Genomic DNA, 23,718 nt, shown 5'->3' with positions numbered 1-23,718 from the left:
CCGTATCAGTACGGCCTTATTGTTACTGCTTTGCAAACAAAGCTGGATGCAAAAATGGCGCCAATGCAAGCAATAATGCATGGTGATAATTACCTTCTCGGTTCGCAAGCCCATTGGTTAATAACCCAATCGCCCCACCTTTTTGCTTAATATTGTGTGTATTAAATAACTCATCCATCAGGGGTCCGAGCTCTTTCCCTTCAAGCAAGGATTGATAAATCGCGGTAGGCAGTGGCAAATTTGCGCCTCTGCCAACATGTTGTTCGTTTGCGTTAGCAATCACAACATATGCAAAGGTGGCAGCACCGTAACTAAAATGATCCACTCCGCCTTCAATAGCAACATAATAATCGGCCGCAAATTGCTGACAAAATGCCACACGATTAATGGCGCCTTGCAAGGTTTCTTGCTCTGTCATTGGTTGAGCAGCAACATCTGAAGGCGCATCAGTCGCAATACACTCGATAATATGATCAACAAATGCCGCCGAAAACGCTGTTTTAACTGCGTTAACTTTGACCGGATTGGTAGACCCGACTCTAACTTGAATTGTGGGAAACATGACTTAACCTAAAAAACACCCGATGTGTAATTGTGCCACAATTAAAGAGCACAGACATCCCTAATCAAGCGTTTAGATATCGTGTGAAGCGTGTTCTGAAAAGCAGTTTTTGATTTCAAGTAATAAGGCATCGGTTGCCAATACAATGTCAGCCTCACCCTTTTCTTTTATCGTACTTTCAAGCAGACTGGCTAGTTCACTGATGTGTTCAAAGCCGAACATGCCAGCAGCCCCTCGAATAGCATGAGCGTTTAGCGCCAAATCTTGCCAACTTTTAGAGCGCATTTGTAACTCTATCGAACTAATGCTTTCTTGCAGGCTTTTGACAAAATTAGCTTTTAACTTAGCAAGTTCCGCGGGAGATAACTCAATGTCGTCATCTAATTCGACTTGCAAATAATGAGAGATTTTTTTGACAAAAATCGTTCTATCAATCGGTTTAGCTAAATGATCACTAAAACCAAGTTTTAAATAGCGCTGCACTTCATGATCCATCGCATTAGCAGTAAGGGCAATAATTGGTGTAGTACAACCAGTTGCTAAAATAATACTGATGGCCTGAATCCCGTCCATCACTGGCATTTGAATATCTAACAAAATAAGGTCAAATTCGTCATCTAGCGTTGCTTGTACCGCATCTTGCCCGTTTGCCACTGCCGTAACCTGCAGACCCATTCGCTCTAAAATACGTTTTACCAATGCTCGATTATCGGGGTGATCTTCTGCCAGCAATACTGTCCCTGTCAGTTTTTGTGGCGCCTGCTCTACTTGATAACCCGTATCAGGCAATTTAATCAAATCAAGCATATCTTTGATCATGCGATTGTTATGGGCCAAGCGACATGTCAACGTCACAATAAACTCCGAGCCTTTACCTATCTCACTTTTAACCGAGATATCACCACCTAACTTATGAGCCAAGTTTTTAGAAATATTCAACCCTAAACCTGTACCACCATATTTGCGCGTAGTGGAGGTATCCGCTTGCGAAAAAGCCTCAAACAGCTTTTGAGTTTGTTCTTTAGTCATACCAATACCGCTGTCTCTGACTCGAATAATCAACTTTTCGTCTTTAAAAGACACGATTAAAGTGATTGCGCCATAGTCTGTAAATTTCATTGCGTTATTAGTCAGATTCAGCAAAATTTGCCGTAAGCGAGTTGGGTCAATAATAATTTTATTTGGTAGAGGAAACTCATACAGCACTTTAAATTCAAGTCCTTTATCACGAATTTGCTTACCTAAAATAGACTCAACATTGGCAATGGTGGCAAACAAATCGGTTTCAATCCACTCCACTTCCAACTTGTTCGCCTCAATTTTCGACATATCTAAAATGTCATTAATGATGCCAAGAACATGATTGCCATTTTGCGCGATAACTTGCACAGCTTTAGCATGATTTCGAGGTTCAATATCCCCTAAAATAATGCCGTCGGCATAACCGATAATTGAGGTCATAGGTGTGCGAATTTCATGACTCATATTCGCTAAAAAGCGGCTTTTTGCTTCATTTGCATCACGTAGCTCATGGGTCATTTGTTCAAGCATTTGAGTGCGCAAAAAGACTTTTTCTTCTAAATTTTTTGTCAGTTCGAAATTTTCATTATTCAATAACCGCAGTTTATCTGCGACAGCAAATGCCAATAACAGCGCATCTAATGTAGTGCCAATCAATCCTAATAAGTACAAGTTAAAATCAATCGGCGGCAATACGCCAAGGTTAGTCATATTGGCAAACATGTTCGGTAAAAACATCGCCAAATAGGCCATAATAAAATATTTAGCAGGCTTAAATCCTCTTAGCCAGGCACAGACACCAACATAAAAACCAAACATCATGGCAATGCCTGTCACTAATGAAGCCCAGATAAAACCAAAACCTGGCGAATACATTACAAATGGAATACCGAGCGCCGCAACCCAACCTATGGTTAATGAAATATTAGCTTGGCGTGGTGCAGCCTCTCTTAACTTTAAAAAATGATTATAAAACAAAATATTAGTGATAGGCGTTAAGGTAAATCCAACCCAATGCAAGCTTGAATTATGGATATCAAACAACTCTTTGGGTAAGTGAAAAAAGAATACCCAAGCAAAAATCCATGTCACCGTAAAAATAGCATAATAGAGGTTGGTGATATCTCGCGATCCAATATAAATCAGTAGATTATAAAAGCCTAAAGCTAAACCAAAACCTAAACAAAGCAATAATATAACGGTTTCATTAGTTACTTTTTTCTCAAACTCTTGCTCTGGCACTAATACAAGTTTTGCAGGAGTGTAAAAATATTCACTGGTGAATAAGGTGACAATATAATGAGGCTTATCTTTTGCAACAAAAACACGGTTACCGTAATGATAATCAAATTCTGTTTGAAACTGAGCACCGGTTTCAACTTTTTGGGTAAAACTGGGAGAGTAAATATGAGATTTAATACTGTCCATCACAGTATTATAAGGATAAAACACCATATCCTGTTGATTGGTTTTGTTTTCTAATTTAACAATGAACCAGTATTGCCCACCAAAATAACTGATTTCCTCCAACGGCTTTTTAGTGGCAAGCCATTCGTCTATTGTATCAAAATCGCTCGGGAATTGATTATCGGTGGCGCTAAATAACTGCCCTTCAACTAATAAATTATCTTGCAAAGTATCGGTGGTCAAAATAAAGGTTTTTAAAGGCTCAACTGCATTTGCCACTGAAAAAAAACTCGTGACAAAAAACAGCAATAAAAATACTGCCGATAATATTTTCCCGCCCTTAAACTCGTACTTCACTTTTACATTTACCGCCTAATTAGCTAAATTCCCTCGAAGCATTTAAAAATGATATTGGAATACCATACCATAACGACGACCTTCGCCTTTAAAGTCTTCAAGCATGCCCAAAAAACTACTTAAATCAAACTTCAAGTTACTGTAATGCTGGCCAAATAAATTTTTACCCCATAAAGATACATCCCAATCATCACTTTCATAACGGATAAAACCATTCCATAGCGTATAACCTGTCTGCTCTGCATATGGGTTTTCGTTTTGATCGAAATAATAATCTGATTGGTAATCAAAATTTAATTGTAAAACCAAGTTATGACTCAATAATGGCATTTCATAATTAGCTAAGCCACTGATATTCCATTTAGAAGTAAAAGGTAATCGATTATCCGTAAGCTCCCGTCCTGTGGGGTCGATAAATTTATCAAAATTAGCCTCAGGTAAATACCCTAACCCTAATTGAAAATAAAGTTGTGCCGTTGGAGTGTAAAACAGCTCGATTTCAGAACCATAAATAGTAGATGAGCCAACATTTTCAAGCAGTTGTAGTGGAGGAGTATTTGGCACCGTCGACGCTTGATTCATAAATACTTGCTGATCTTGATAGTCGTAATAAAACGCCGCCATGTTGATAGCTAAATCTTGATCGAGCAAAGTCAGTTTAGCACCAACTTCATGCGCATTGAGGGTTTCTGCGCCATAATCAGCCAGCTGAGCTTGTTCAAGCGATGATAAAAAACCGCCGTTATAGCCCCCACTTTTAAAGCCATTTGAAAAACTATAATAGACTGAATTATTGCTATCAAGCTGATGATTTACCGCCAGTTTTCCTGACCATTTATTATCATCTTGCGACCCAGATACCTGATAAAAAGGAATGGTTAAACCAACATAATCATTCGGATCCGTGCCTACATTTAAATGAGTAATACTTTGATAATCTGTTGATTCTGCAGTATAACGCAGACCCACGGTGAAAGTAGTTGCAGGACTATAGCGATAATCATACTGAGCAAACAAGGCGCTAGAATCTACATCAATTTGATTGTCATAAATAAAAGTAACTGCTTGAGAAAGTACACCACGAAGATCACGAAAAATATCATTGTAGTTATCTTGCACTATGCTTTCATCAAGCCAAAATGCGCCAGCGATCAAGTAATGCTCACCTAGCTGGTGATGAAGTCTAAGCTCTTGAGTGATCACTTGATTTTCAAGCCCTAAATTGCCTTCACATAAACGGCTAGGTGATCCATCACAATTAAAAGCATGTTGTCTTTTTAATTTATCCCAACTAGTGACAGAAATTAAACTAGTATTGTCAGTGAGTTGTCCGGTTAAATTAAGGCTTAAACCTTTAGAATCTGTTTTATGTGGACTGTTATTATTTACTTTTACATCATAAAAATCATTACTGCCTGAATTATAACCAAATAAATCAAAACAGCTGGTTGAGCCAGCCTCGCTAACCGAGCAAGGCGCTTTAGTAGCAGGATTTTTGAACAAACCAATGCTTCCAACAGGCTGAACTATCCCACTCCAATCCTCAAGATGTGCTTTGAGCAGCACATCAAGCTTGCCAAAATCGCTGCTCAACAAAAAGCGATAATTATCTTGTCGCATGCCGGCTTCTGGTGAACTTTTGAGTAAGTTATTTGTTGAATAATCATAATCTTGGTGACTAAAAGCAAAACGTGCTGCGCTATCATCAGTCAAGGGCAAATTAATCGCACCTTCTAAAGTCTGATGATCATTATTTGCAAGTCCCGCTGTAATATAACCACCAAACTCACTATCAGGGCGAGTTGAACGTAAAATAATTGCGCCACCCGTACTGTTGCGACCAAATAAGGTGCCTTGCGGGCCTCGTAATACTTCAACTTGCTCCATATCAAATAAATTAACAATTTGATTATTTGCAGAGCCAGCTACCACATCGTCTATATAAAAACTGACCGGTGACGTATTAGAGGTATTGTAATCGATGAGGCCCACACCACGGATATTAATAGCAGGAGGTGTGCCTTCTGCAGCGTTTTGACTAATTTTCACATTGGGGGAAAACGAAGCAAGCTCAGTGGTATCTTTAATCCGTTGCTCACTAAGTGCAGCACCATTAATTGATGTAACTGCTACACTGACATCTTGAATTCGCTGTAATCTTTTTTGTGCATAGACTTCAATCACTTCAATATCTTGCATTGCACCATCATTAGCTTGGGCAACATTCACTGCAGTATTGAGTGCAAGAGAGAGCGCTGATAAAGCAAAAAAAACCGGATAGGAGGTCATAAAAAGATCCATTATTTTATTTAGCAAAGCAAAAATTGAATTCCAAGCTGCAGTATAGTAGATAAAAAGAATATGCCATCAAATAGACGCAATAATAACAGCCATTTAGCCATCATTATTGCGTAAAAATCATCAATTAAAAACATTTTTCGCCGAAGTTTAAACAAAAAACAAAAAACTCAGCGACATGTGATTAACAAATAATCAGTTAATCGGGGTCAAAGCCATTTTCTCCATCAATATGAGTAGGATAACCACTAATTGCACGTGATGTTTGCATGCCAGCCATCACCGCCGCTTCAACACATCCTGCATTCACACCGGTTTTAATCCAATCACCAGTTAAATACAGATTTTGAAAAATACTACCGTCTGTATCTAATCGATAGGCGCTACTCCCCGTAACCGACAAGACATAGCGCTCTGATGGGTCAACATTTGCCCGCCAATATTGGCTGTCAAAGCGGGCTTCACCGCTGCGATTTTGCGGGTCGATTAAATGTTGCCATGCAAACTCCCCTACACTTGCGACATCAGGCCAAAGTTCAAACATCTGATTTTTAAGTTTAAAAATTGCGTTATCTTTCACTTTATCAGTACAAATGTCGGGAAAGTCGGTTTGAGATTGAGGCGGATAATTGTCCACAGGCAACGCACTACAAAAATAAGCGACATTTTTAGGTTCAAGTTCGGGTGACCAAGTTTCGCGGCAAATGAGTTGATCCATCGAAGCCCACGTATCAAAAGGTTCACTAAAACCACTTAAAATTGGCTCTTCACCAGAGTCGGGGATATCTGTCCAACCCAATTGCTGTAATGGCACATCAAGCCACAGTTGAAACGCTTGGGTGGCAACCGTTTTGACTTGATCTGAAGTTTGTTTTAGTGCCACGTCAATATCCAGTAATTTTGCCGCCACATGCGGTAAACCACCCACTGAAATACCAAAAATAACCTCATCAAAATCAACCCCACGTTTCAAGGTTTTTGTTGGTAAAGGTTGGCCAAACGCCGCTTGATACACGTGTGGCCACGTCGACCAAAATGCTTCTAAATTAATGTTATGCTCAATGATTAAAGCCGCTTGGCTTGGGTCAATTTGCGCAAGTAACGGTGCACTTGGCCAGCATGCTAATCCTTTTACATCCACCAGCGGGACATATTCTTTGTCGGGGTTTATTAACGTAACTTGCTGCACTAAATTGATTTGTTCGATACAGTCTTGTTGCAATAAGTCTTTGCCTGGCACTAACTCGGTAACTTGATTAAAAAACTCAAACTTCACCCCTTGACGACTTAACAATTCATACATTGGACTAAAAATGGTATCGCCCATGCCCGCCTGCATTTTCCACATCACTCCACCGCGATAACACAATGCAATGCGCAGCATAGCTAAACACGCCACCCCAGCTTCAACATTTGGTTGGTCAAAGTTTCCATCTTCATAAGCAAATACTAAATCATAAAAACCACGTACTGGCGCCGAATGCACCGAATATTTATCATTCGCGCCACTTTTTAATAACCATTGCCTAAAATCATATTGATTTAGGACTCCAAAGCCCTTTTTATACACTTTGTCATCAAGCAGGCCAGTTAAAATCGCCAAACCTAAATCAACACAAATATAGATACGGCGAATATCATCGTGATCTTCAAGCAAATCATCGAATTCGTTCACCAGCCATTTCTTCATTTTGCGTAATAAAAATGCAAGCGCACTGTGATGTTTACTATTATTAAGCTCTTTATCATCGACCCGTTTTTGTAAGAACTGCCCAACTTGTAAACTTGATACCCGAATATGATCGCTTATTTGCGCTAATGATTCTTCAACATCATCTTTAAATTCGGCAAACTCATCAGCAATATCATCGACTTTGTCTTTAATTTGCTCATAAAAATGCGTGAGTAATCCTTCATGATCATCTTCATACACCGCCACTTTGCTGCTTTTTTTCAGCAATTTACCTTTGTACTCTAAATCATCAATAAACTTTTTCAGCCAAACATAAACAAATTGCACTATTTCCCAAAAATGAAATTCTAAAGTGCCATTTGCAGGATTTCCTGGAATTTGTGGAAAATCGATAGACCAGGTATCCCACTGCTCTTCAATCAATTCTTGTAGCACCACAAAGCTGTGAGGTTTAAAAGCATCTTGCCAGGTTGCAAGTGGCACTCCAGCAGGGCGTGCTAATTGATCATATACCGCTTCAATAGTTTTGAAGGAGTTAACATAAGCACCAAACCAAACATGTAAGCCATGCTCTTCAATCCGCTCGCCTAGCTGGGCGTTACGACCACTGGCCCCTTTACCACCTAAACGCCAACCTTGCTGATAGACTGTGATGTCATATTTGTCTTGCCAGTTGGCTTGCTGAGTCAAGTAAAAAGCAGATGTCATCGCAGAGACACCACCGCCTAAAATGGCAATTTTTTGTTTTGTCATTGGTTTGTCCTTAACATGCTGGGTTAGTTGCAACTTCAAAAGCGGGTTCTTGATCAAAATCCATCAGCACACTAAAAGGTAAAATCGCATCTTGAGTGCCTACTTTTAAACCAAACATTTGTTCCAGTGGAAACGTATCGAGCTGATGAAATGTTACTTGATATTCATGGGTTAAAATCGCAGCTTTATGGACTTTTTTAATCATTGAGGGTGAGTGCATCACCGCTTGATACACAGCTTTTTCACCTAGGCCATCAGGAAACTGTTTAAATAATATTTGATCCATTTGCGGATGCACAAAACCATCAAGCAGTTGCTTTAGCGCATTAAAATCTAAATCAAAAAAATCGTGTTCTGATTTTAATAATGCAAAGACTTCTTTCACTAAATCGACAAATTCAACAATGGGATTTTCACTGCCCTCAGCCACCTTTTTTACTTCAAGCAACATGTGTTCGGCCATTTTAGTTTCTAATGAAAACGGCTCAAATGCATCCACTGACAGCGAAAAATAATTGGCTTGCTCGCCAATGTTTGGCATCACGTATTGGCATAAATATTTGTTATAGCCCCATGTTTCACGTCCGTTGATCAGAGCATAAATATTGTTTACACAGATAAAAGCCGGATACCAATAAATATGATCAACCTTCTCTTTGCCCAACTTTTTAACCATTTTGGCAACCGGTAACCAAATAATCACATCGGTTTCTTGCATCCAACCTTGTTGCTGATATGGCGGCACTTTTGAAGCAATATTTTCTATATCTGTAAAGGTCAATAAGGTGTACGCCGACAAGGCTTTAAAGCGCATGTCACTGGTTGCAACTGTGTTTAATGTTTGGTCGATATAAGCTTGAATGAGCGCTAAATCACCTTTAACAAAAAAGCCGTACATATTGGCATTGAGCATGCGGCACGGCGGTTTAGCAATCACATTTCCAGGAAAATGCACATAGTTTGGGCGGATTGGGTCTGACATAACAATTCCTTCATTTTATTCTTAGACCCATAACTGTAATCGGCTTTTGTCATTTTAGGTACTTCCTTACGATGAATTTTTTAGTCTCTTTGAATTATTTTTTGCGCTATAAAGTTAAAAAACAGCTCCGCGGCTTGTAAATTATAATTTTGTGATGCCGGATTTATAACACCATGTAAATAAGCACTTTTAGTTAAAGTTAACTTGTCATTTTGTTGATGGGCCAATGACGCCATCACCTCATCAACACTAAAGTGGGGCTCGTGACTGGCAAATATAATCTCTGTTGGTAACTTAGGCGTTAAGGTCAGTTGATTGCGAATATGACTTGGATAAAAAAGTACCGTTTTTGGCAATGCGTTTGCAAAAGTTTGACTACAAAAATGCCATAGCGCAGAAGCGCCGGCACTAAAACCGATAATTAAATCGGCCCGCTGAAGTAATTGAGTTTGGTCTAATAAACGCTGTCGATAAACATCGTGGCCACCTTGCGCAGTATAATATTCATAAGCTAATTGGTCGTGTTCAAACTCTGGCGATGGATACTCATACGGGCTAATAATGTGGCATTTTGCGCCTAAGGCACTAAGACGTATCACCCATTCATTTAAATGAGTGGTATGACCAAAAATATCAGTCACTAAAATCACTTTCATAACAGCACCTTGAATTTATTAGTAAATTCTATTAGATAATAACCGAGCCTGAACAAAAGAGCAGCTCATTTTATGGCATGATCCTCGCAATCTCTCTGTATCCAATGACAACAACACGCTTTTCAGCCTCCTTTGCACCCATCTAGTGCAACGTTGCTTTAAAGCGCACAAGGACAGAGCAGCCCATGCATTATTATGAAGTTAATTTCGATGGCCTCGTTGGCCCAAGCCACAACTACGCAGGTCTTTCATTTGGTAATGTTGCCTCGCAAAAAAATGCCACCAACATTGCCAATCCCAAACAAGCCGCGTTGCAAGGCTTAGCAAAAATGAAAGCAATGCATGACGAAGGTCTGGTGCAAGGTGTATTTGCACCCCATGCACGTCCCGACCTTCGCACATTACGTCAATTAGGGTTCACAGGAACAGATAGTTATATTTTAAATCAGGTCTCGCGCCAAGCGCCGCACCTACTCAAAGCCTGTTATTCAGCCTCATCAATGTGGACAGCAAATGCAGCTACAGTATCATCCAGTAGTGATTGTGATGATAACAAGGTTCATTTTACCGCGGCCAATTTGGCCAACAAATTTCATCGTGCAATTGAGGCGCCAACGACCGAGCGTTTACTCAAAGCCATGTTCAATAATGAAGACTCTTTTGCTCATCACAGCGCGTTACCAAGTGGGGTGCATTTTTCTGATGAAGGCGCAGCTAACCACATGCGGTTATGTGATACTCATGGCCATCAAGGGCTAAACTTATTTGTTTATGGCACGAGTAGCTTTGATCCCAGCAGCCCAAAGCCGAGCCGCTACCCTGCACGCCAATCATTAGAGGCAAGTCAGGCCATTGCTCGCTTACATCAATTGAGTGAGTCGCAGACGCTATTTATTCAACAAAATCCGAATGTCATTGATGCTGGTGTGTTCCACAATGATGTGATTGCAGTTGCCAATGAAAATGTCATGCTCTTTCATGAACATGCCTTTTTAAATAGTGACGAGGTGATCAGCCAAATTACAAACGCCTTCCAAGGGCAACGACCGCTTCATTTAATTGAAGTCAAAGAGCATCATGTGGGAATAAATGATGCGGTGGGAAGCTATTTATTTAACTCTCAATTAGTCAGTTTACCTTTTGGTGGCATGGCTTTAATTGCACCAAGTGAATGCCAGCATCACGACCAAGTCGCTACGTATTTGGCTTTACTTCAACAAGCAGACAATCCAATTAGCCAAATTCACTATTTTGATTTAAACCAGAGCATGCAAAATGGCGGCGGCCCCGCTTGTTTACGTTTGCGTGTCCCTTTGTCAGCAAAAGAACTTGGCGCCGTCAATCAGCATTGTTTGTTTTCAACTCATCTTTATCATAGTTTATGCCAATGGGTTGAAAAGCATTATCGCGATAGGCTCACAGAAACCGACTTAGCCGACATCAGCTTGTTGAACGAGTGCCAAATTGCGCTTGATGAGCTGACGCAGATGTTACAGCTAGGCTCTGTGTATGATTTTCAACGAGAATAATCACTAACCTGTGCACTTAAATGGAATGATTGTCCAAAATACAGATTTTAGATTGTAACTTGGGGGGCGCTTCTCTAAAATTAGCGCCCTTATCTCTTTATTGGAATCTCTATGTCCTCTGCTATCTATCTTGAAGCCGGTCGCGAAAAAGCACTTAAACGCAAACACCCTTGGATTTTTTCAAAAGCCATTAAAAAAATGAAGGGAAAACCAGGCCTTGGAGACACAGTTGATATTTACGATGCCAATGGTCAGTTTTTAGCAATTGCTTCATATAGCCCGCATTCGCAAATTCGTGCAAGGGTCTGGAGTTTTGATCAAAACGAAACAATTGACCCTGCATTTTTTGAAAAACGCATTCGCCGAGCGCTTGATGCGCGCCAAGCAGTGATTAAAGCCGGTGGCTTAACAGGCTTTCGTTTAGTGGCTGCAGAATCAGATTACTTACCAGGGATCACTATAGATAAGTTTGATAACTATTTAGTTTGTCAGCTATTAAGTGCCGGTGCAGAACGTCATAAAGGTGATATCGTTATTGCGCTACGTGCTATTTTCCCTGAGTGTAATGTCTATGAGCGTTCTGATGTTGATGTACGCACCAAAGAAGGCTTAGAACCCACAGTTGGCGTATTACACGGCGTTGCCCCCACAGCCCCTGTTATCATCGAAGAAAACGGCCTCAAAATTGAAGTCGACATTATTGGCGGTCATAAAACAGGATTTTATCTTGATCAACGAGATAGCCGCGCTGCCCTCGAGCGTTTTTCAGAGGGCAACGATGTTCTTAACTGTTTTTGTTATACCGGTACTTTTGGTTTATACGCACTACGGGGCAACTGTAAAAGCGTGATCAATGTGGATGTGTCACAACCGGCACTTGATACGGCAAAACGCAATGTTGAAATCAATAATTTAGATTTAACCAAAGCAGAATTTGTTAAGCAGGACGTATTTAAACTACTACGCCAATACCGCGAAGAAGGCCGCTTATTTGATACTGTTGTAATGGACCCACCAAAGTTTGCTGATAATAAAGCGCAGCTTACTGGCGCATGTCGTGGTTATAAAGATATCAATATGATTGCGATGCAAATTTTAAAACCAGGCGGCACATTACTCACGTTTTCGTGCTCTGGTTTAATGGACCAAAACTTATTTCAAAAAGTAGTGGCCGATGCAGCGCTAGATGCAGGTAAAGATTTATTGATTATGGAGCGCTTAAATCAAGCGGCCGACCACCCGATTTCAGGCCCATACCCTGAAGGGTTTTATTTAAAAGGCTTAGTGTGTAAAGTATATTAACTTAAAAATCAGTAAGTTATACTTTTAAAATAAAGCAAACCTTATTTATTTAAGGTTTGCTTAGCCTTACAAACTACGACTCTTTTCACCCTCTATTGCACGATTATTTATTGGCTCTGATTTATTTTTAATCGGCTGTGTAATCCCACACCTGCTAGTGACTCAGCAATTGAATTAGTCACAATAAAAGTTAACTTGCTAAAAGAAAACTTGGTATTTCTCCTGTTAAATATGTTCACTGCCAAATGAAATTAATTGGTTTTATTCAGATTAAAAAAACATACCTACCCCAAATTCAGTTATAAAAATTGTCATTAATTCGCTACAGATAATGCATCCAAACAGACAATTTGGAGTAAATACTCTTGAGGTGATTCAGTGCTGTTACTGCAAAAAAGATCTGCTGTACAAAAATCGGTACGTTCGATTTTTGAATAAAAAATGCTTTATGTTGCTAAAAACATAAATTGACAGCGTTATCATTTGTTGCTTTTTTAGGTATGTGAACATTTTGTAACGTTATTCACTAAATCTAAAAAACCATAATTAATTAACATTGGAGTTGCAACAAATGAGCAAGTACAACACGGTTAACTTTCGTAAAAATGCCATTTTGATGGCGTTATTGGGCGGGGTTGGTTTTAATACCATCGCAACAGAGCAACAATTAGCGACGCCTGAGACTGAGCGTTTTATAGTGCAATACAAACTCAACCCTGTATTTGAAAGCAATCAAAGCGCATCATCACACCAGCTTACTACGCTTAAACAAAATATGGTGCAGACAATTGCGGCATCAGTGCAAGCCAATGTTATACAAGAACTCCCTTCCATAAACGCCGTTGCATTAATTTTGAGTGCCGAGCAAAAAGCGATGCTCGAAACTAATCCTGATGTGGCAAGCATTGAGGTCGATCCTAAGCGCTACTTACTGGCAGAAAGTACACCTTATGGTATCAATATGGTGCAAGCACCTTTGCTATCTGATGCCATGAGCGGTAATCGTAAAGTATGTATTATGGATACCGGCTATACGCTTAATCACCCTGATTTACCAAGTACAGGCATCACAGGCGATGACGGTTATGGTAATAACGATACCGGAAATTGGTATAACGATGGTAATGGTCATGGTACTCACGTAGCCGGTACCATCGCTGCAATTGGTGGTAATAACCAAGGTGTGGTTGGGGTTAATCCATCAGGACAGCTTGGTTTACACATAGTTAAAGTATTTAATGATCAAGGCAATTGGGCATACGGTTCAGATTTGATCAAAGCCATTTCACAGTGTCAGGCTGCGGGTGCAAACATTACTAGTATGAGTTTAGGGGGCTCAGGCTCGTCTACTGCTGAGCGCCAAGCGTTTGATAATAGCTATGCGCAAGGTATGCTCCATATTGCCGCTGCGGGTAATGATGGCAACAGCTCTTTAAGTTATCCTGCTTCTTATAATTCTGTGGTCTCTGTTGCGGCCGTTGATAGCTCAGAAAACAAAGCATCATTCTCACAATTTAACAATCAAGTTGAAATCGCAGCGCCAGGTGTTGGGGTTAATTCTACTTGGAACAATAATGGCTATAAAAGTATTAGTGGTACATCAATGGCTACACCGCATGTTTCAGGTGTTGCAGCACTTGTGTGGAGCAACAACCTTAGCTGTAGTAACCAACAAGTTCGTGACGCAATTAATAAAACAGCAAAAGATAAAGGCGCTGCAGGTCGTGATACTTCTTATGGTTTTGGTTTAATTCAAGCCAAAGCCGCTGCTGATTATTTAGCCAACGATTGTGGTACAGGTGGCGGCACTGATGCGGCCCCAATTGCACGCTTTAGTGCTAATGTAACCGGTAAACAAGTCAGCTTCACTAATCAATCAACAGATGATAAAGGCATAACCAGTTATGCTTGGCAATTTGGTGATAGTAATAACTCCACATCTACAGCGCAAAATCCAAGCTTTACCTACAATGCTGATGGCCAATATACGGTTCGTTTAACGGTAAAAGATACCGCAGGCCAATCTGCTTTCTTCACTCAGGTTGTTACTATCAATACAGATACTAATACAGGTTGTGATGGTTTAGCTTCATGGAACAATGCAACCTCATACAAAATTGGTGATAAAGTTGCCCACAATAACAAGATATATGAAGCAACCTGGTGGTCAACCGGCGCAAACCCAGAAGTATACAGTAACGTTTGGAAGCGCTTAGGCAACTGCTCTGGTGATGGCGATAATACAAATAAAGCACCTGTCGCAAACTTTAGTTTTAATACCAACCAACTTTCGGTCAGCTTTACTGACACCTCCAGCGACGATAAAGCTGTTGCAAGCTACGCTTGGTCATTTGGTGATGGCGCAACGTCAATGCAAGCGTCACCAAGCCATACTTATACTCAAGCTGGCAGCTATTTGGTATCGCTTACGGTAAAAGATGCCGAAGGACTTGAAGCAACAAAAACCCAACAAGTTCAAGTGAGTGAAAGCCAGCAAGGTTGCTCTGGTGTAGTTGCGTGGTCAACAAGCTCAGTGTATGTCGCAGGCGATCAGGTCGCATATCAAAATACCAAATACACCGCTAATTGGTGGACCAAAGGTGATAATCCTGCCGATAACTCAGGCCAATATAAAGTATGGACTGCTAATGGCAGCTGTCAGTAAGTTACACTGAAGAAACAAAAAAAGCCCTAGCAGTTAGCTAGGGCTTTTTTATTGGGACAAACACTAAGATTAATTCATCTCAATGATTTCTAACCCAAGTAAATATTCATTTGATTCTAACGAGGTACAACGCACAACTTTGGCAAGGGCTTCAAGGGATGGCACACTGTTATTCGATGATGCTATTTTTACTTTTAGTGTGATATTCATCTCAATCGGCTCATCAATTTCAATCGCCATACCAGTGGCACTTAAGTCACGGCACACACCATCAATTTGACGACCTGCTTCAGAATCAATTAAGGTTAACTGCACTTCGGCATTGACCATCATTCTGAAAAAATTCCGTTTATCTTCATATAACATAACAACCCCCTATCTCATCCTGTGTTATCTCGGTGCGCTTATTTGGCAACATAATGAGATATTTTTTCTATTAATTGTGGCAACGAATATGGTTTGACTATGTAATCGTCACAGCCAGCATCAAAGCCTGCTTTTTTATCTCGATCAGATTCCAAGCCAGTCAGCATTAGCACTGGAATGTCTTGGGTTTCTGGCGTGTTTTTTATCATTCTGCAGGTATCGTAACCGTCTAAACCGGGCATACACACATCCAATAAAATCAAATCTGGATGATCTGTAACAATCTGCCCAAGGCACAACTGACCACTGGCTAAGTACTCTAATTGAAAACGCTCAGGAATGACCCCTTTTAGCAACTCAAAATTAAAATACTCATCATCGACCAATAAAATTTTTGCTCGTTTTTGGCAAATATCCATTGCAGCTTCCTTGTTCATTCTACCCTCCATGATGATAGTCAAGTGCAATGTCAGTCCGTTGCGCATGACTATAAAGTAAAGCGGTTGATTTTTTTTGCAAGCATTTAGTACAACCATTATCCAAAGCCAAGACTAAGTATTTGTGTTATCACTAAATTAGCTCAAAATTATTTTAGTTCATTAATCGCATTTAGCACTCTTTTTGCCGAAACTGGATACGGGGTGCCAAGAGTTTGCGCAAAAAACGACACTCTCAATTCTTGTTGCATCCAAAAAATAGCCTGTAATGCTTCAGGTAACACATAGCCTTTTGGCACTTTATTCACTTCGCCTTGATAGGCCTCTGCCACTTTATTAAGTTCAAGTACACACAGTCGGTCGCGATTTGGATCAACGGGTAATTTCTCCAGGCGCCTTTCTATCGCTTGTAAATAACGTACCAAATCTTTGAGTTTTTCAGCACCAAATTGACACACAAACCCTTTAAAAACTAATGTTGAAAGCTGTTGTTTGATGTCACCATGAGCGGTGATCATACTCAAATCAACTTTACCTTTTAGGCGTTTATGAACCGCATTAGCAAGGCTCAGCACTTGCTCAACTTCCGTGGCAATTTGCACCACGGCATCGCCAAGCTCACCGCGCACTTTTTCTTTGGCACGGTTAAAGTCCGCTTCATCGCGGATCAGCGCAAAGTCAGGACATAAGGTATCAACCCCTGCGGCAATACAGTCATCAATTAAATCTTTAACTTGGCCAAAAGGATTAAAATAAAGCCCAAGCTTGGCTTTATTTGGCAGTTTTTGCTGTAAGTATTTAATTGGCGATGGAATATTGAGCAAAATTAAGCGGCGCAATCCATGTTTATGGGCTTGCTCTGCTTTGAGCTGAGAATCGAACAGCTCAACCGCCGCCGATGATTTTTTATCGACTAAAGCTGGAAACGCCTTGATTTCGTAACCAGCTTGTTTTTTTACATAAGCTTCGGGTAACGCACCAAAATCCCATTCGATTAGCTCGGTTTTTTCAATCCCTTTATCCGCCACTTTAGACAAGGTATCGCTGACTTTACCTTGCAACTGATCTTTGAGCGCCTGTAAATTGTGGTTACGCGCAAGCAACGCGCCTTTGTCGTCACGCACTTCAAACATTATGCGTAAATGTGATGCAAGCGCAGTGTAATCCCACTCGTTTTCATCAATGCGGATCCCACTCATTTTCAGCAGCTTTTGGCTCACCGCTTCAATGAACTTGCCTTGCATTGGCGCAAGGGTCGCCATCACCGCATCAGCAAAATTAGGCGCGGGTACAAAATTGCGGCGCGTTGCTTTAGGCAACGATTTAATTAAACCTGTAATAAGCTCGTGGCGAAACGCTGGAATATGCCAATCAAAGCCAATGTCCTCAACCTGATTCAGTAGCGCCAATGGGATTTGCAGCGCGACCCCATCGACCGCTTTACCCGGTTCGAAATGGTACTCAAGTGGCAACATTAAACGGTCTTGTTGCCAAACATCGGGGTAATCTGCTGCCGAAATATGATTCGCTTGATGCATCATCAAGTTTTCGCGGGTCATATTTAAAAAACCAGCGTCCGCTTTTTGCTGTTTTTTCCACCAGTGAGCAAAATCGTTACGGTTATTAACATGCTCAGGGATTTTTTTGTCGTAAAACTCAAACAAGGTTTGGTCATCAACCAAAATATCGCGACGACGCGCTTTATTTTCAAGGCTTTGAATATCTTCAACTAAGGCCAAATTATGCTTTAAAAAGCCCTCGTCTTTACCCAGCTCTTGATTCACAAGCGCTTCGCGAATAAATAGCTCACGGCTCAGTTTTGGGTCGATTTTGCTGTACACAGTGCGGCGCTGATTGACAATAATCAGCCCGTATAACGTTTGTTGCTCAAGTGCAATCACACAGCCGGGCTTTTTCTCCCAGTGTGGTTCTGAATAACTGCGCTTAATTAAATGCTGTGCTAATGGCTCAACCCACTTTAAATCGATTTTGGCATTAATGCGGGCAAACAAACGGCTGGTTTCGACTAGCTCCGCCGCCATAAGCCATTTTGGACTCTTTTTGAATAAACTTGACCCAGGAAAAACATGAAAACGCGAATTACGTGCACCTTTATAACTGTTATCTTCATCTTTAAAACCAATGTGGCTCAGCAAACCGGCCAATAACGCTTGATGAATAGCATCAAACCCCGCAGGTTCATTGTTTATCGCCACATTCATTTCTTGGCAAACTGTGGTCAGTTGATAAACCAAATCTTGCCATTCACGCACGCGCATATAGGCCAAAAACTCTTGCTGGCACATACGTCTAAATTGATTATTCGAAAGCGCTTGTTGTTGCTCTTCAAGGTAACGCCATAAATTTAAAAAGGCGATAAAATCAGAATCTGGCTCATTAAAGCGCTGGTGTTTTTCTTCGCTTTGCGCTTTTTTCTCACGTGGTCGTTCGCGCGGGTCTTGAATCGACATCGCCGCGACAATCACAATCACTTCGAATACTGAATTAAATTGTTTGGCTGCCAGTACCATTTTGGCCAAACGCGGATCAACGGGTAAACGACTTAATTCTTTACCGGATTGTGTCAGTTTTGGCGTTTTACCCGCTTGAACTTCTTCAACGGCTTCGAGTTCTTCCAGCAAACGTAAACCATCGGTAATATTGCGATTATCCGGCGGCTGAACAAATGGGAACTGGCTAATGTCGCCGAGCCCTAAAGCCAGCATTTGCAAAATAACCGAGGCTAAATTGGTGCGCAGTATTTCAGGATCGGTAAATTCTGGGCGACCTAAAAAATCGTCTTCTGAATATAAGCGAATACAAATACCCGCTTGTACACGACCACAACGGCCTTTTCGTTGATTGGCCGACGCTTGTGAAATCGCCTCAATCGGTAAACGTTGCACTTTGGTGCGGTAACTGTAACGGCTAATACGGGCTGTGCCGGGGTCGATAACGTATTTAATGCCAGGCACGGTTAACGAAGTTTCAGCGACGTTTGTTGACAGCACAATGCGCCTGCCTGAATGGCTGGCAAAAATTTTGTTTTGCTCTGCATTTGATAAGCGCGAATAAAGCGGCAGCACTTCGGTATGTTTGAGGTTACGTTTACCGAGGGCTTCGGCGGTATCGCGAATTTCGCGCTCACCGTTCATAAAAATCAAAATGTCGCCTGGGCCTTCTGCCATCAGCTCATCAACCGCATCAAAAATCCCTTGCAGTTGGTCGCCTTCGGCTTCCATTTCGTCTTTATCAACCTCGGTAATGGGACGATAACGCACATCAACCGGAAACGTACGACCCGATACTTCAATAATGGGCGCATCATTAAAATGCTTAGAAAAACGTTCAGGATCGATAGTGGCAGACGTAATAATGACTTTTAAATCGGGGCGTCGCGGTAATAGGTTTTTTAAATAACCTAAAATAAAGTCGATGTTTAAACTACGCTCATGGGCTTCATCGATGATGATAGTATCGTATTGATTTAAAAAGCGGTCGTGCTGAATTTCCGCCAATAAAATACCGTCGGTCATCAGTTTAACCGCGGTTTTATCAGATACCTGATCGTTAAATCGAATTTTAAAACCAACCTCTTGACCAAGTGGGCAATTAAGCTCTTCAGCAATTCGGTTGGCAACGGTACGTGCGGCTAATCGGCGTGGCTGAGTATGACCAATAAAGCCCGCTGCACCTCGGCCAAGCTCTAAACAAATTTTAGGTAACTGCGTGGTTTTACCCGAGCCCGTTTCGCCCGCAACAATCACCACTTGGTTATTGGCGATGGCCTCTTTGATGTCGTCTTTTTTCTGACTGACCGGCAAATTTTCGGGATAAGACACTTTAGGCAAATTGGCTAAACGCTGCGCCCGTGTGGCGATGCTTTTTTCAATCGCCAGAGTTACTTCAGCGAGTACTTTGGCTTGTTTTTCTTCATTTTTTATTTTTGCTATACCGTCTAAGCGACGTTTAAAGAAAAACTGATCTTTGTTTAAACACTGTTTTAATGAGCGATATAACTCACGAGTTGCCTGTGCCATACGACTTACAATACCAATTTGCAAAAGGACCGTGAGTTTATCAAACTCTGCAAGGGAGTGAAAACCTTTACACACTGCCTATTAGCAATTAAGTGGTAATAATTGAATGCCAAGTTATCACTTGGCAAATCAAGCAATTATTGTTAGCGTCAATTCTCGCTAAGTTTAAATTAGCGTCACCCTAGTTTCAAAAAGGACTCCACTTACATGGCCTCCACTTTTTTACAACGCTTTGGCAAGAAAGTTGCCAGCTACTTACGATTAGCCTTGTTTATGGCTGGGGTATTAATTGGCGTACAAGTACCGGGCTTTGTTGATCAATACGGTAAAAACCTCGAAGCTCGGTTACTCGAATCGAGCCAAGCCCTCAATCAATTTCAAGCCGATGCTGATAAATTTTTTGACGGTGATATCAATAAACTGATTGCCTACTACCAAGCCAAAAACGATGTAGTGATCACCGCTGGCGCAAATAGCATTACCGCCATCGCAACTCGCCAAGCGATGCTAAAAACGGCATGGCAAGCGTTTAACCAATCAACCTTGGCGCAATTTCAACACGTCGCCCTCGCCCCCATTAGCGACATTCGCAGCCAAGTATGGCAAAGCTACGATTACCTTATCGTACTTAAACCGATTGCGATTGGGATTGGCTTAGTATTCGGCATTTTGTTGGCAATGGTACTTGATGTATTAGTAGCGCTTATTGTAATGCTTGGACGCAGGGGTAAAACAGTGCAAAAGGTGATTTAAGGGGGTTGCCAACAACGGAACCAAACATTCGCGGCTCTCCAACGAGGGTCAATTTTGGATGATTAGAGCAGCAAAAATGTTGGTCATGCCGGTCTATTAACTCTTCGAGTATTTATCAGTAGTGTGTATCACATCAAAACACTCAGCCAGAAAAAACAGCTTAAAAAACACCTCCTTTTTTGATTTGAATATCACAATCATTGGAATATGTTTTTCTTTACAAATTAGTAACTTGATGATTTGAAACCAACTTATTACAATTCAGCCCCAATAAAAGAAATTACTGAATCTATAAGAACACAAATGCACAACCACATACCTACAGAACAAGACTGGGAAGGTTATCAAGACGACATTGATGCTCGTTATGCCTACGAATATTTTTTTGGTAAAACCATCTATGAGTTAACAGAGGAATTTCGCCAGTCAGTGATTGAAAGAGCAGACGAGCTGCGTTTTATGCCTGTTCGCCCCTTTCGTTATTATATTTTTGCCCTTAGTCACTTCATCATGGAGGATAATTATCTTGAAAACGAGGCGGACATGGCGATCGATTGTCTATTTACCTTAGTGCTGGAAAAACTTAATGAATACCCCGAAAATATTCTGCCGGTGATGGAAAGATTACTGCCATCGCTACAATTTATGGCCGATAATGTCGAACGCTATAATATCTCAGAAGAAATTTATGGCTCAGTGCCTAATCGCCTACAAACCATATTACAACGCTACCGAATGCTGCAACACTAAAGGTTCGAGGCAAGGAAGAAGCCAGCATTGCCGTATTGATTTCATATTTTTTCAACCGCGCTAAAAACAGTGCGGTTGAATAACCATCTCAGAGGAAAGTTGCGTTGCAAATACTGTCACTGGCAGCAACAAAACCAAAGGTAGCCGCGTTAAATTGTTAAGAGCAGCTATCCTTGTTTGCAATTTTTTAGCCTCGGTGACCATGCTGTTGACCATGAAAAGGCGTTTCATACTCAACCACTTAGGTATTTATTTTTAATTCAAAACGTAAATTACCCTCATCAATGCCAACTTCTTTAAAACCAGTCGCTATCAGCACCTTTTGCGAGGCTTCATTTTGTGGCCCAGAGTGCGCAATAATACATTTTGTTTTCGCAAAAGAAAAAGCATGTGAAACAAGCATCTTAACTATTTCAGTTGCATAACCAAGACGCTGCCATTGCGGTAATACTGAATAACCTATTTCAACCACCCCATTATTATCTGGTGGGCCAAAATAACCACCGGAGCCAACCAGAGTTCTTGCGCCTGACAAAGAGTCAATATCAATTGCATACCAACCGTACCAACCTTGGGCAGCATCTCCTCCCTCTTCAAAACAGGTAAGGAAAAACGCCATCGCATCTTGGTCGTATTCTCCAGAAGGCCAAGCACTTGACACAATTGCATTTAATTTTTCAGCAAGTAAATGAGGGGTTTCAAGCTCAATACGAAGATGAGCAGCCGAAGACGTTATCAATTCTATCCGATCAGATTTTATATTTTTTATAATTTTTATTTACTCCATATTGTTAAGACGTGTTGCGACTTAATTCGTGCCTATAATGACTACGCATTATAATAATGTAAACAGATACTTACTAACAAAAGTATCCTGCATTAAAGAACGCCATTTAGGAATGTAATGATATTAAAGAAAATACAGTAACTGATCTGAGTTCGATGTATGGACTCCACCACTCAAGTCCAGCTACAGTGGTGTCGACCAAAACCAAAGGAGTCCATACAAAATGAAGCATACAATAATTTCTCTCGATTTAGCCAAGAATGTTATTCAAGTTTAGGGGATATTTTATTACTGAGTTCATCATCAACAGTATTTGCACAGACTGATTTAACACCGCTTCTTTTAGGTGATTGGTGTTTAAATACCTAAACGTTTCAGGAGGATGTAAGTGTTGTTATAAAAATGGAACTTATACCATCAAACAAGCCTATACATCTACCGACCCTTATACAATTGAAGGTATGACGGTTAAGCTAAAAAACTTGGGTAACCTGCAAGTGCTAGCTATTTCTGATACTGAGATGACAGCTAAGGTTTACTCCCATTATCATTTTAGTAAAAAAATTGCCTCCCTATTGTTGATAAAGCAAATCAACTCACACTTTTAATCAATGCAATCATGTTTAAAGACATTAAGAAAGTGCAATCGTTGGTCGCAAAAGGCGTTAATGCGGGGCCAGGATGTTGAGTGTCGTTATTAGTCAAGGCGATAGCGGTTAAATCATCATCATGAAAATACACCATCCATGAAAAAAACCTGGCACCATGCCATCATGCTTGTAAGTTAATTTGTTACTTATTGGATAAACATTTAATCCCAAGCCATAGTGAATAAATTCACCATTATTAAGCTTGGTTTGAGTGGTCATTAAATGATAATTATGGTTTGAAATCACTTTGCCCGAGTGCAGTGCTATTTGCCAGCGGCTTATGTCTGTAAGAGTTGATGCAATTGCCCCTGCGGCAGAAATCCAACTACGATCTACCAACCATTTTTGCTCGAGCGCAGGCTCTAAGTAGGTATCAGGGGCGCTTTCACGGCGGGTGTAAGCGGTTACATTGCCTGCCGTTACGCCTTTTTCAATCACAAACGTATTGTTCATATTAAGCGGAATGAAAAAGCTATCACGTAGGTAATCGTGATAACTTTTACCCGATACCACTTCAATAATTTTGCCTAAATAAAGGTAACCTGAGTTTGAATAGCGATACTCACGGCCCATTGCAAACGGCGGTGACCCAGTGCTAATTGTTTTGATAAACTCATCGAGTATTGCATAGCGATGGCAAAGATTATTGACCGCTTCATCATTAACATAATCAGGCAAGCCTGCGCTATGGCTGAGAACTCGCTCAATGGT

At 40.8% G+C, this 23,718-nt stretch carries 17 protein-coding genes; 6 read left to right on the top strand and 11 right to left on the bottom strand.

All coding sequences use genetic code 11. From position 1 onward, the window contains the following. Window positions 1-22 precede the first annotated feature (22 nt). The 6 genes from yjjX to PTUN_RS07085 form a co-directional block, all read right to left on the bottom strand. The gene (gene yjjX / locus PTUN_RS07110) at window positions 23-562 is read right to left on the bottom strand and encodes an inosine/xanthosine triphosphatase (protein ID WP_009839537.1); all 540 of its coding nucleotides are present in this window, start codon (window positions 560-562) and stop codon (window positions 23-25) included. 72 nt (window positions 563-634) lie between these two features. Next, window positions 635-3,346, bottom strand: a complete 2,712-nt coding sequence (locus tag PTUN_RS07105) for a 7TM diverse intracellular signaling domain-containing protein (protein ID WP_009839536.1) — start codon at window positions 3,344-3,346, stop codon at window positions 635-637. Window positions 3,347-3,388: 42 nt separating this feature from the next. Further along, on the bottom strand, window positions 3,389-5,635 hold the full coding sequence (locus tag PTUN_RS07100) for a TonB-dependent receptor (protein ID WP_040644117.1): 2,247 nt from the start codon (window positions 5,633-5,635) through the stop codon (window positions 3,389-3,391). 208 nt (window positions 5,636-5,843) lie between these two features. Then, window positions 5,844-8,090, bottom strand: a complete 2,247-nt coding sequence (locus PTUN_RS07095) for an NAD(P)-binding protein (protein WP_009839533.1) — start codon at window positions 8,088-8,090, stop codon at window positions 5,844-5,846. Between the two features lie 10 nt (window positions 8,091-8,100). Further along, complete coding sequence (locus PTUN_RS07090) at window positions 8,101-9,072, bottom strand: acetoacetate decarboxylase (RefSeq protein ID WP_009839532.1); 972 nt, start codon at window positions 9,070-9,072, stop codon at window positions 8,101-8,103. 80 nt (window positions 9,073-9,152) lie between these two features. Further along, window positions 9,153-9,728 (bottom strand): dienelactone hydrolase family protein, encoded by a 576-nt coding sequence (locus tag PTUN_RS07085; RefSeq protein WP_009839531.1) that lies wholly within the window; start codon window positions 9,726-9,728, stop codon window positions 9,153-9,155. A 185-nt stretch (window positions 9,729-9,913) separates the two neighbouring features. Between PTUN_RS07085 and astB the strand changes: the two genes are divergently transcribed. The 3 genes from astB (at window position 9,914) to PTUN_RS07070 (ending at window position 15,224) form a co-directional block, all read left to right on the top strand. Next, entirely contained in the window at window positions 9,914-11,257 is a 1,344-nt protein-coding gene (gene astB, locus PTUN_RS07080; RefSeq protein WP_009839530.1) for an N-succinylarginine dihydrolase, read from the top strand. Window positions 11,258-11,368: 111 nt separating this feature from the next. Next, a complete protein-coding gene (locus tag PTUN_RS07075; RefSeq protein WP_009839529.1) occupies window positions 11,369-12,559 on the top strand; it encodes a class I SAM-dependent methyltransferase in 1,191 nt (396 codons plus the stop codon). Window positions 12,560-13,130: 571 nt separating this feature from the next. Beyond that, a complete protein-coding gene (locus PTUN_RS07070) occupies window positions 13,131-15,224 on the top strand; it encodes a S8 family serine peptidase (protein WP_009839528.1) in 2,094 nt (697 codons plus the stop codon). A gap of 69 nt (window positions 15,225-15,293) precedes the next feature. Here the strand turns inward: PTUN_RS07070 and PTUN_RS07065 are convergent, their stop codons facing one another. The 3 genes from PTUN_RS07065 to hrpA all read right to left on the bottom strand — a co-directional run bounded on the left by PTUN_RS07065 (window position 15,294) and on the right by hrpA (window position 20,067). Beyond that, window positions 15,294-15,590, bottom strand: a complete 297-nt coding sequence (locus PTUN_RS07065; protein ID WP_040644116.1) for a PilZ domain-containing protein — start codon at window positions 15,588-15,590, stop codon at window positions 15,294-15,296. A 38-nt stretch (window positions 15,591-15,628) separates the two neighbouring features. Next, window positions 15,629-16,027 (bottom strand): response regulator, encoded by a 399-nt coding sequence (locus PTUN_RS07060; RefSeq protein WP_009839526.1) that lies wholly within the window; start codon window positions 16,025-16,027, stop codon window positions 15,629-15,631. A 149-nt stretch (window positions 16,028-16,176) separates the two neighbouring features. Beyond that, the gene (gene hrpA / locus PTUN_RS07055) at window positions 16,177-20,067 is read right to left on the bottom strand and encodes an ATP-dependent RNA helicase HrpA (protein WP_040644203.1); all 3,891 of its coding nucleotides are present in this window, start codon (window positions 20,065-20,067) and stop codon (window positions 16,177-16,179) included. Window positions 20,068-20,274: 207 nt separating this feature from the next. On the opposite strand from hrpA, the gene PTUN_RS07050 reads away from it, so the two are divergent. Continuing rightward, window positions 20,275-20,820: a DUF2937 family protein gene (locus PTUN_RS07050; RefSeq protein WP_009839524.1), complete on the top strand. Its 546-nt coding sequence runs from the start codon at window positions 20,275-20,277 to the stop codon at window positions 20,818-20,820. Window positions 20,821-21,123: 303 nt separating this feature from the next. Beyond that, window positions 21,124-21,570, top strand: a complete 447-nt coding sequence (locus PTUN_RS07045; RefSeq protein ID WP_009839523.1) for a hypothetical protein — start codon at window positions 21,124-21,126, stop codon at window positions 21,568-21,570. A gap of 241 nt (window positions 21,571-21,811) precedes the next feature. On the opposite strand, the gene PTUN_RS07040 is transcribed toward PTUN_RS07045, so the two are convergent. Further along, window positions 21,812-22,309, bottom strand: a complete 498-nt coding sequence (locus PTUN_RS07040) for a GNAT family N-acetyltransferase (protein ID WP_009839522.1) — start codon at window positions 22,307-22,309, stop codon at window positions 21,812-21,814. Between the two features lie 207 nt (window positions 22,310-22,516). On the opposite strand from PTUN_RS07040, the gene PTUN_RS21725 reads away from it, so the two are divergent. Further along, entirely contained in the window at window positions 22,517-22,726 is a 210-nt protein-coding gene (locus PTUN_RS21725; protein ID WP_157579389.1) for a hypothetical protein, read from the top strand. Between the two features lie 347 nt (window positions 22,727-23,073). Here the strand turns inward: PTUN_RS21725 and PTUN_RS07035 are convergent, their stop codons facing one another. Next, window positions 23,074-23,715, bottom strand: coding sequence for a serine hydrolase domain-containing protein (locus tag PTUN_RS07035; protein WP_269725755.1), 642 nt, complete (start codon window positions 23,713-23,715; stop codon window positions 23,074-23,076). Window positions 23,716-23,718: the final 3 nt, after the last annotated feature.

The sequence above is a fragment of the Pseudoalteromonas tunicata genome, from assembly GCF_002310815.1.
GTDB lineage: Bacteria > Pseudomonadota > Gammaproteobacteria > Enterobacterales > Alteromonadaceae > Pseudoalteromonas > Pseudoalteromonas tunicata.
This window is presented reverse-complemented; position numbering and strand designations above follow the sequence as displayed.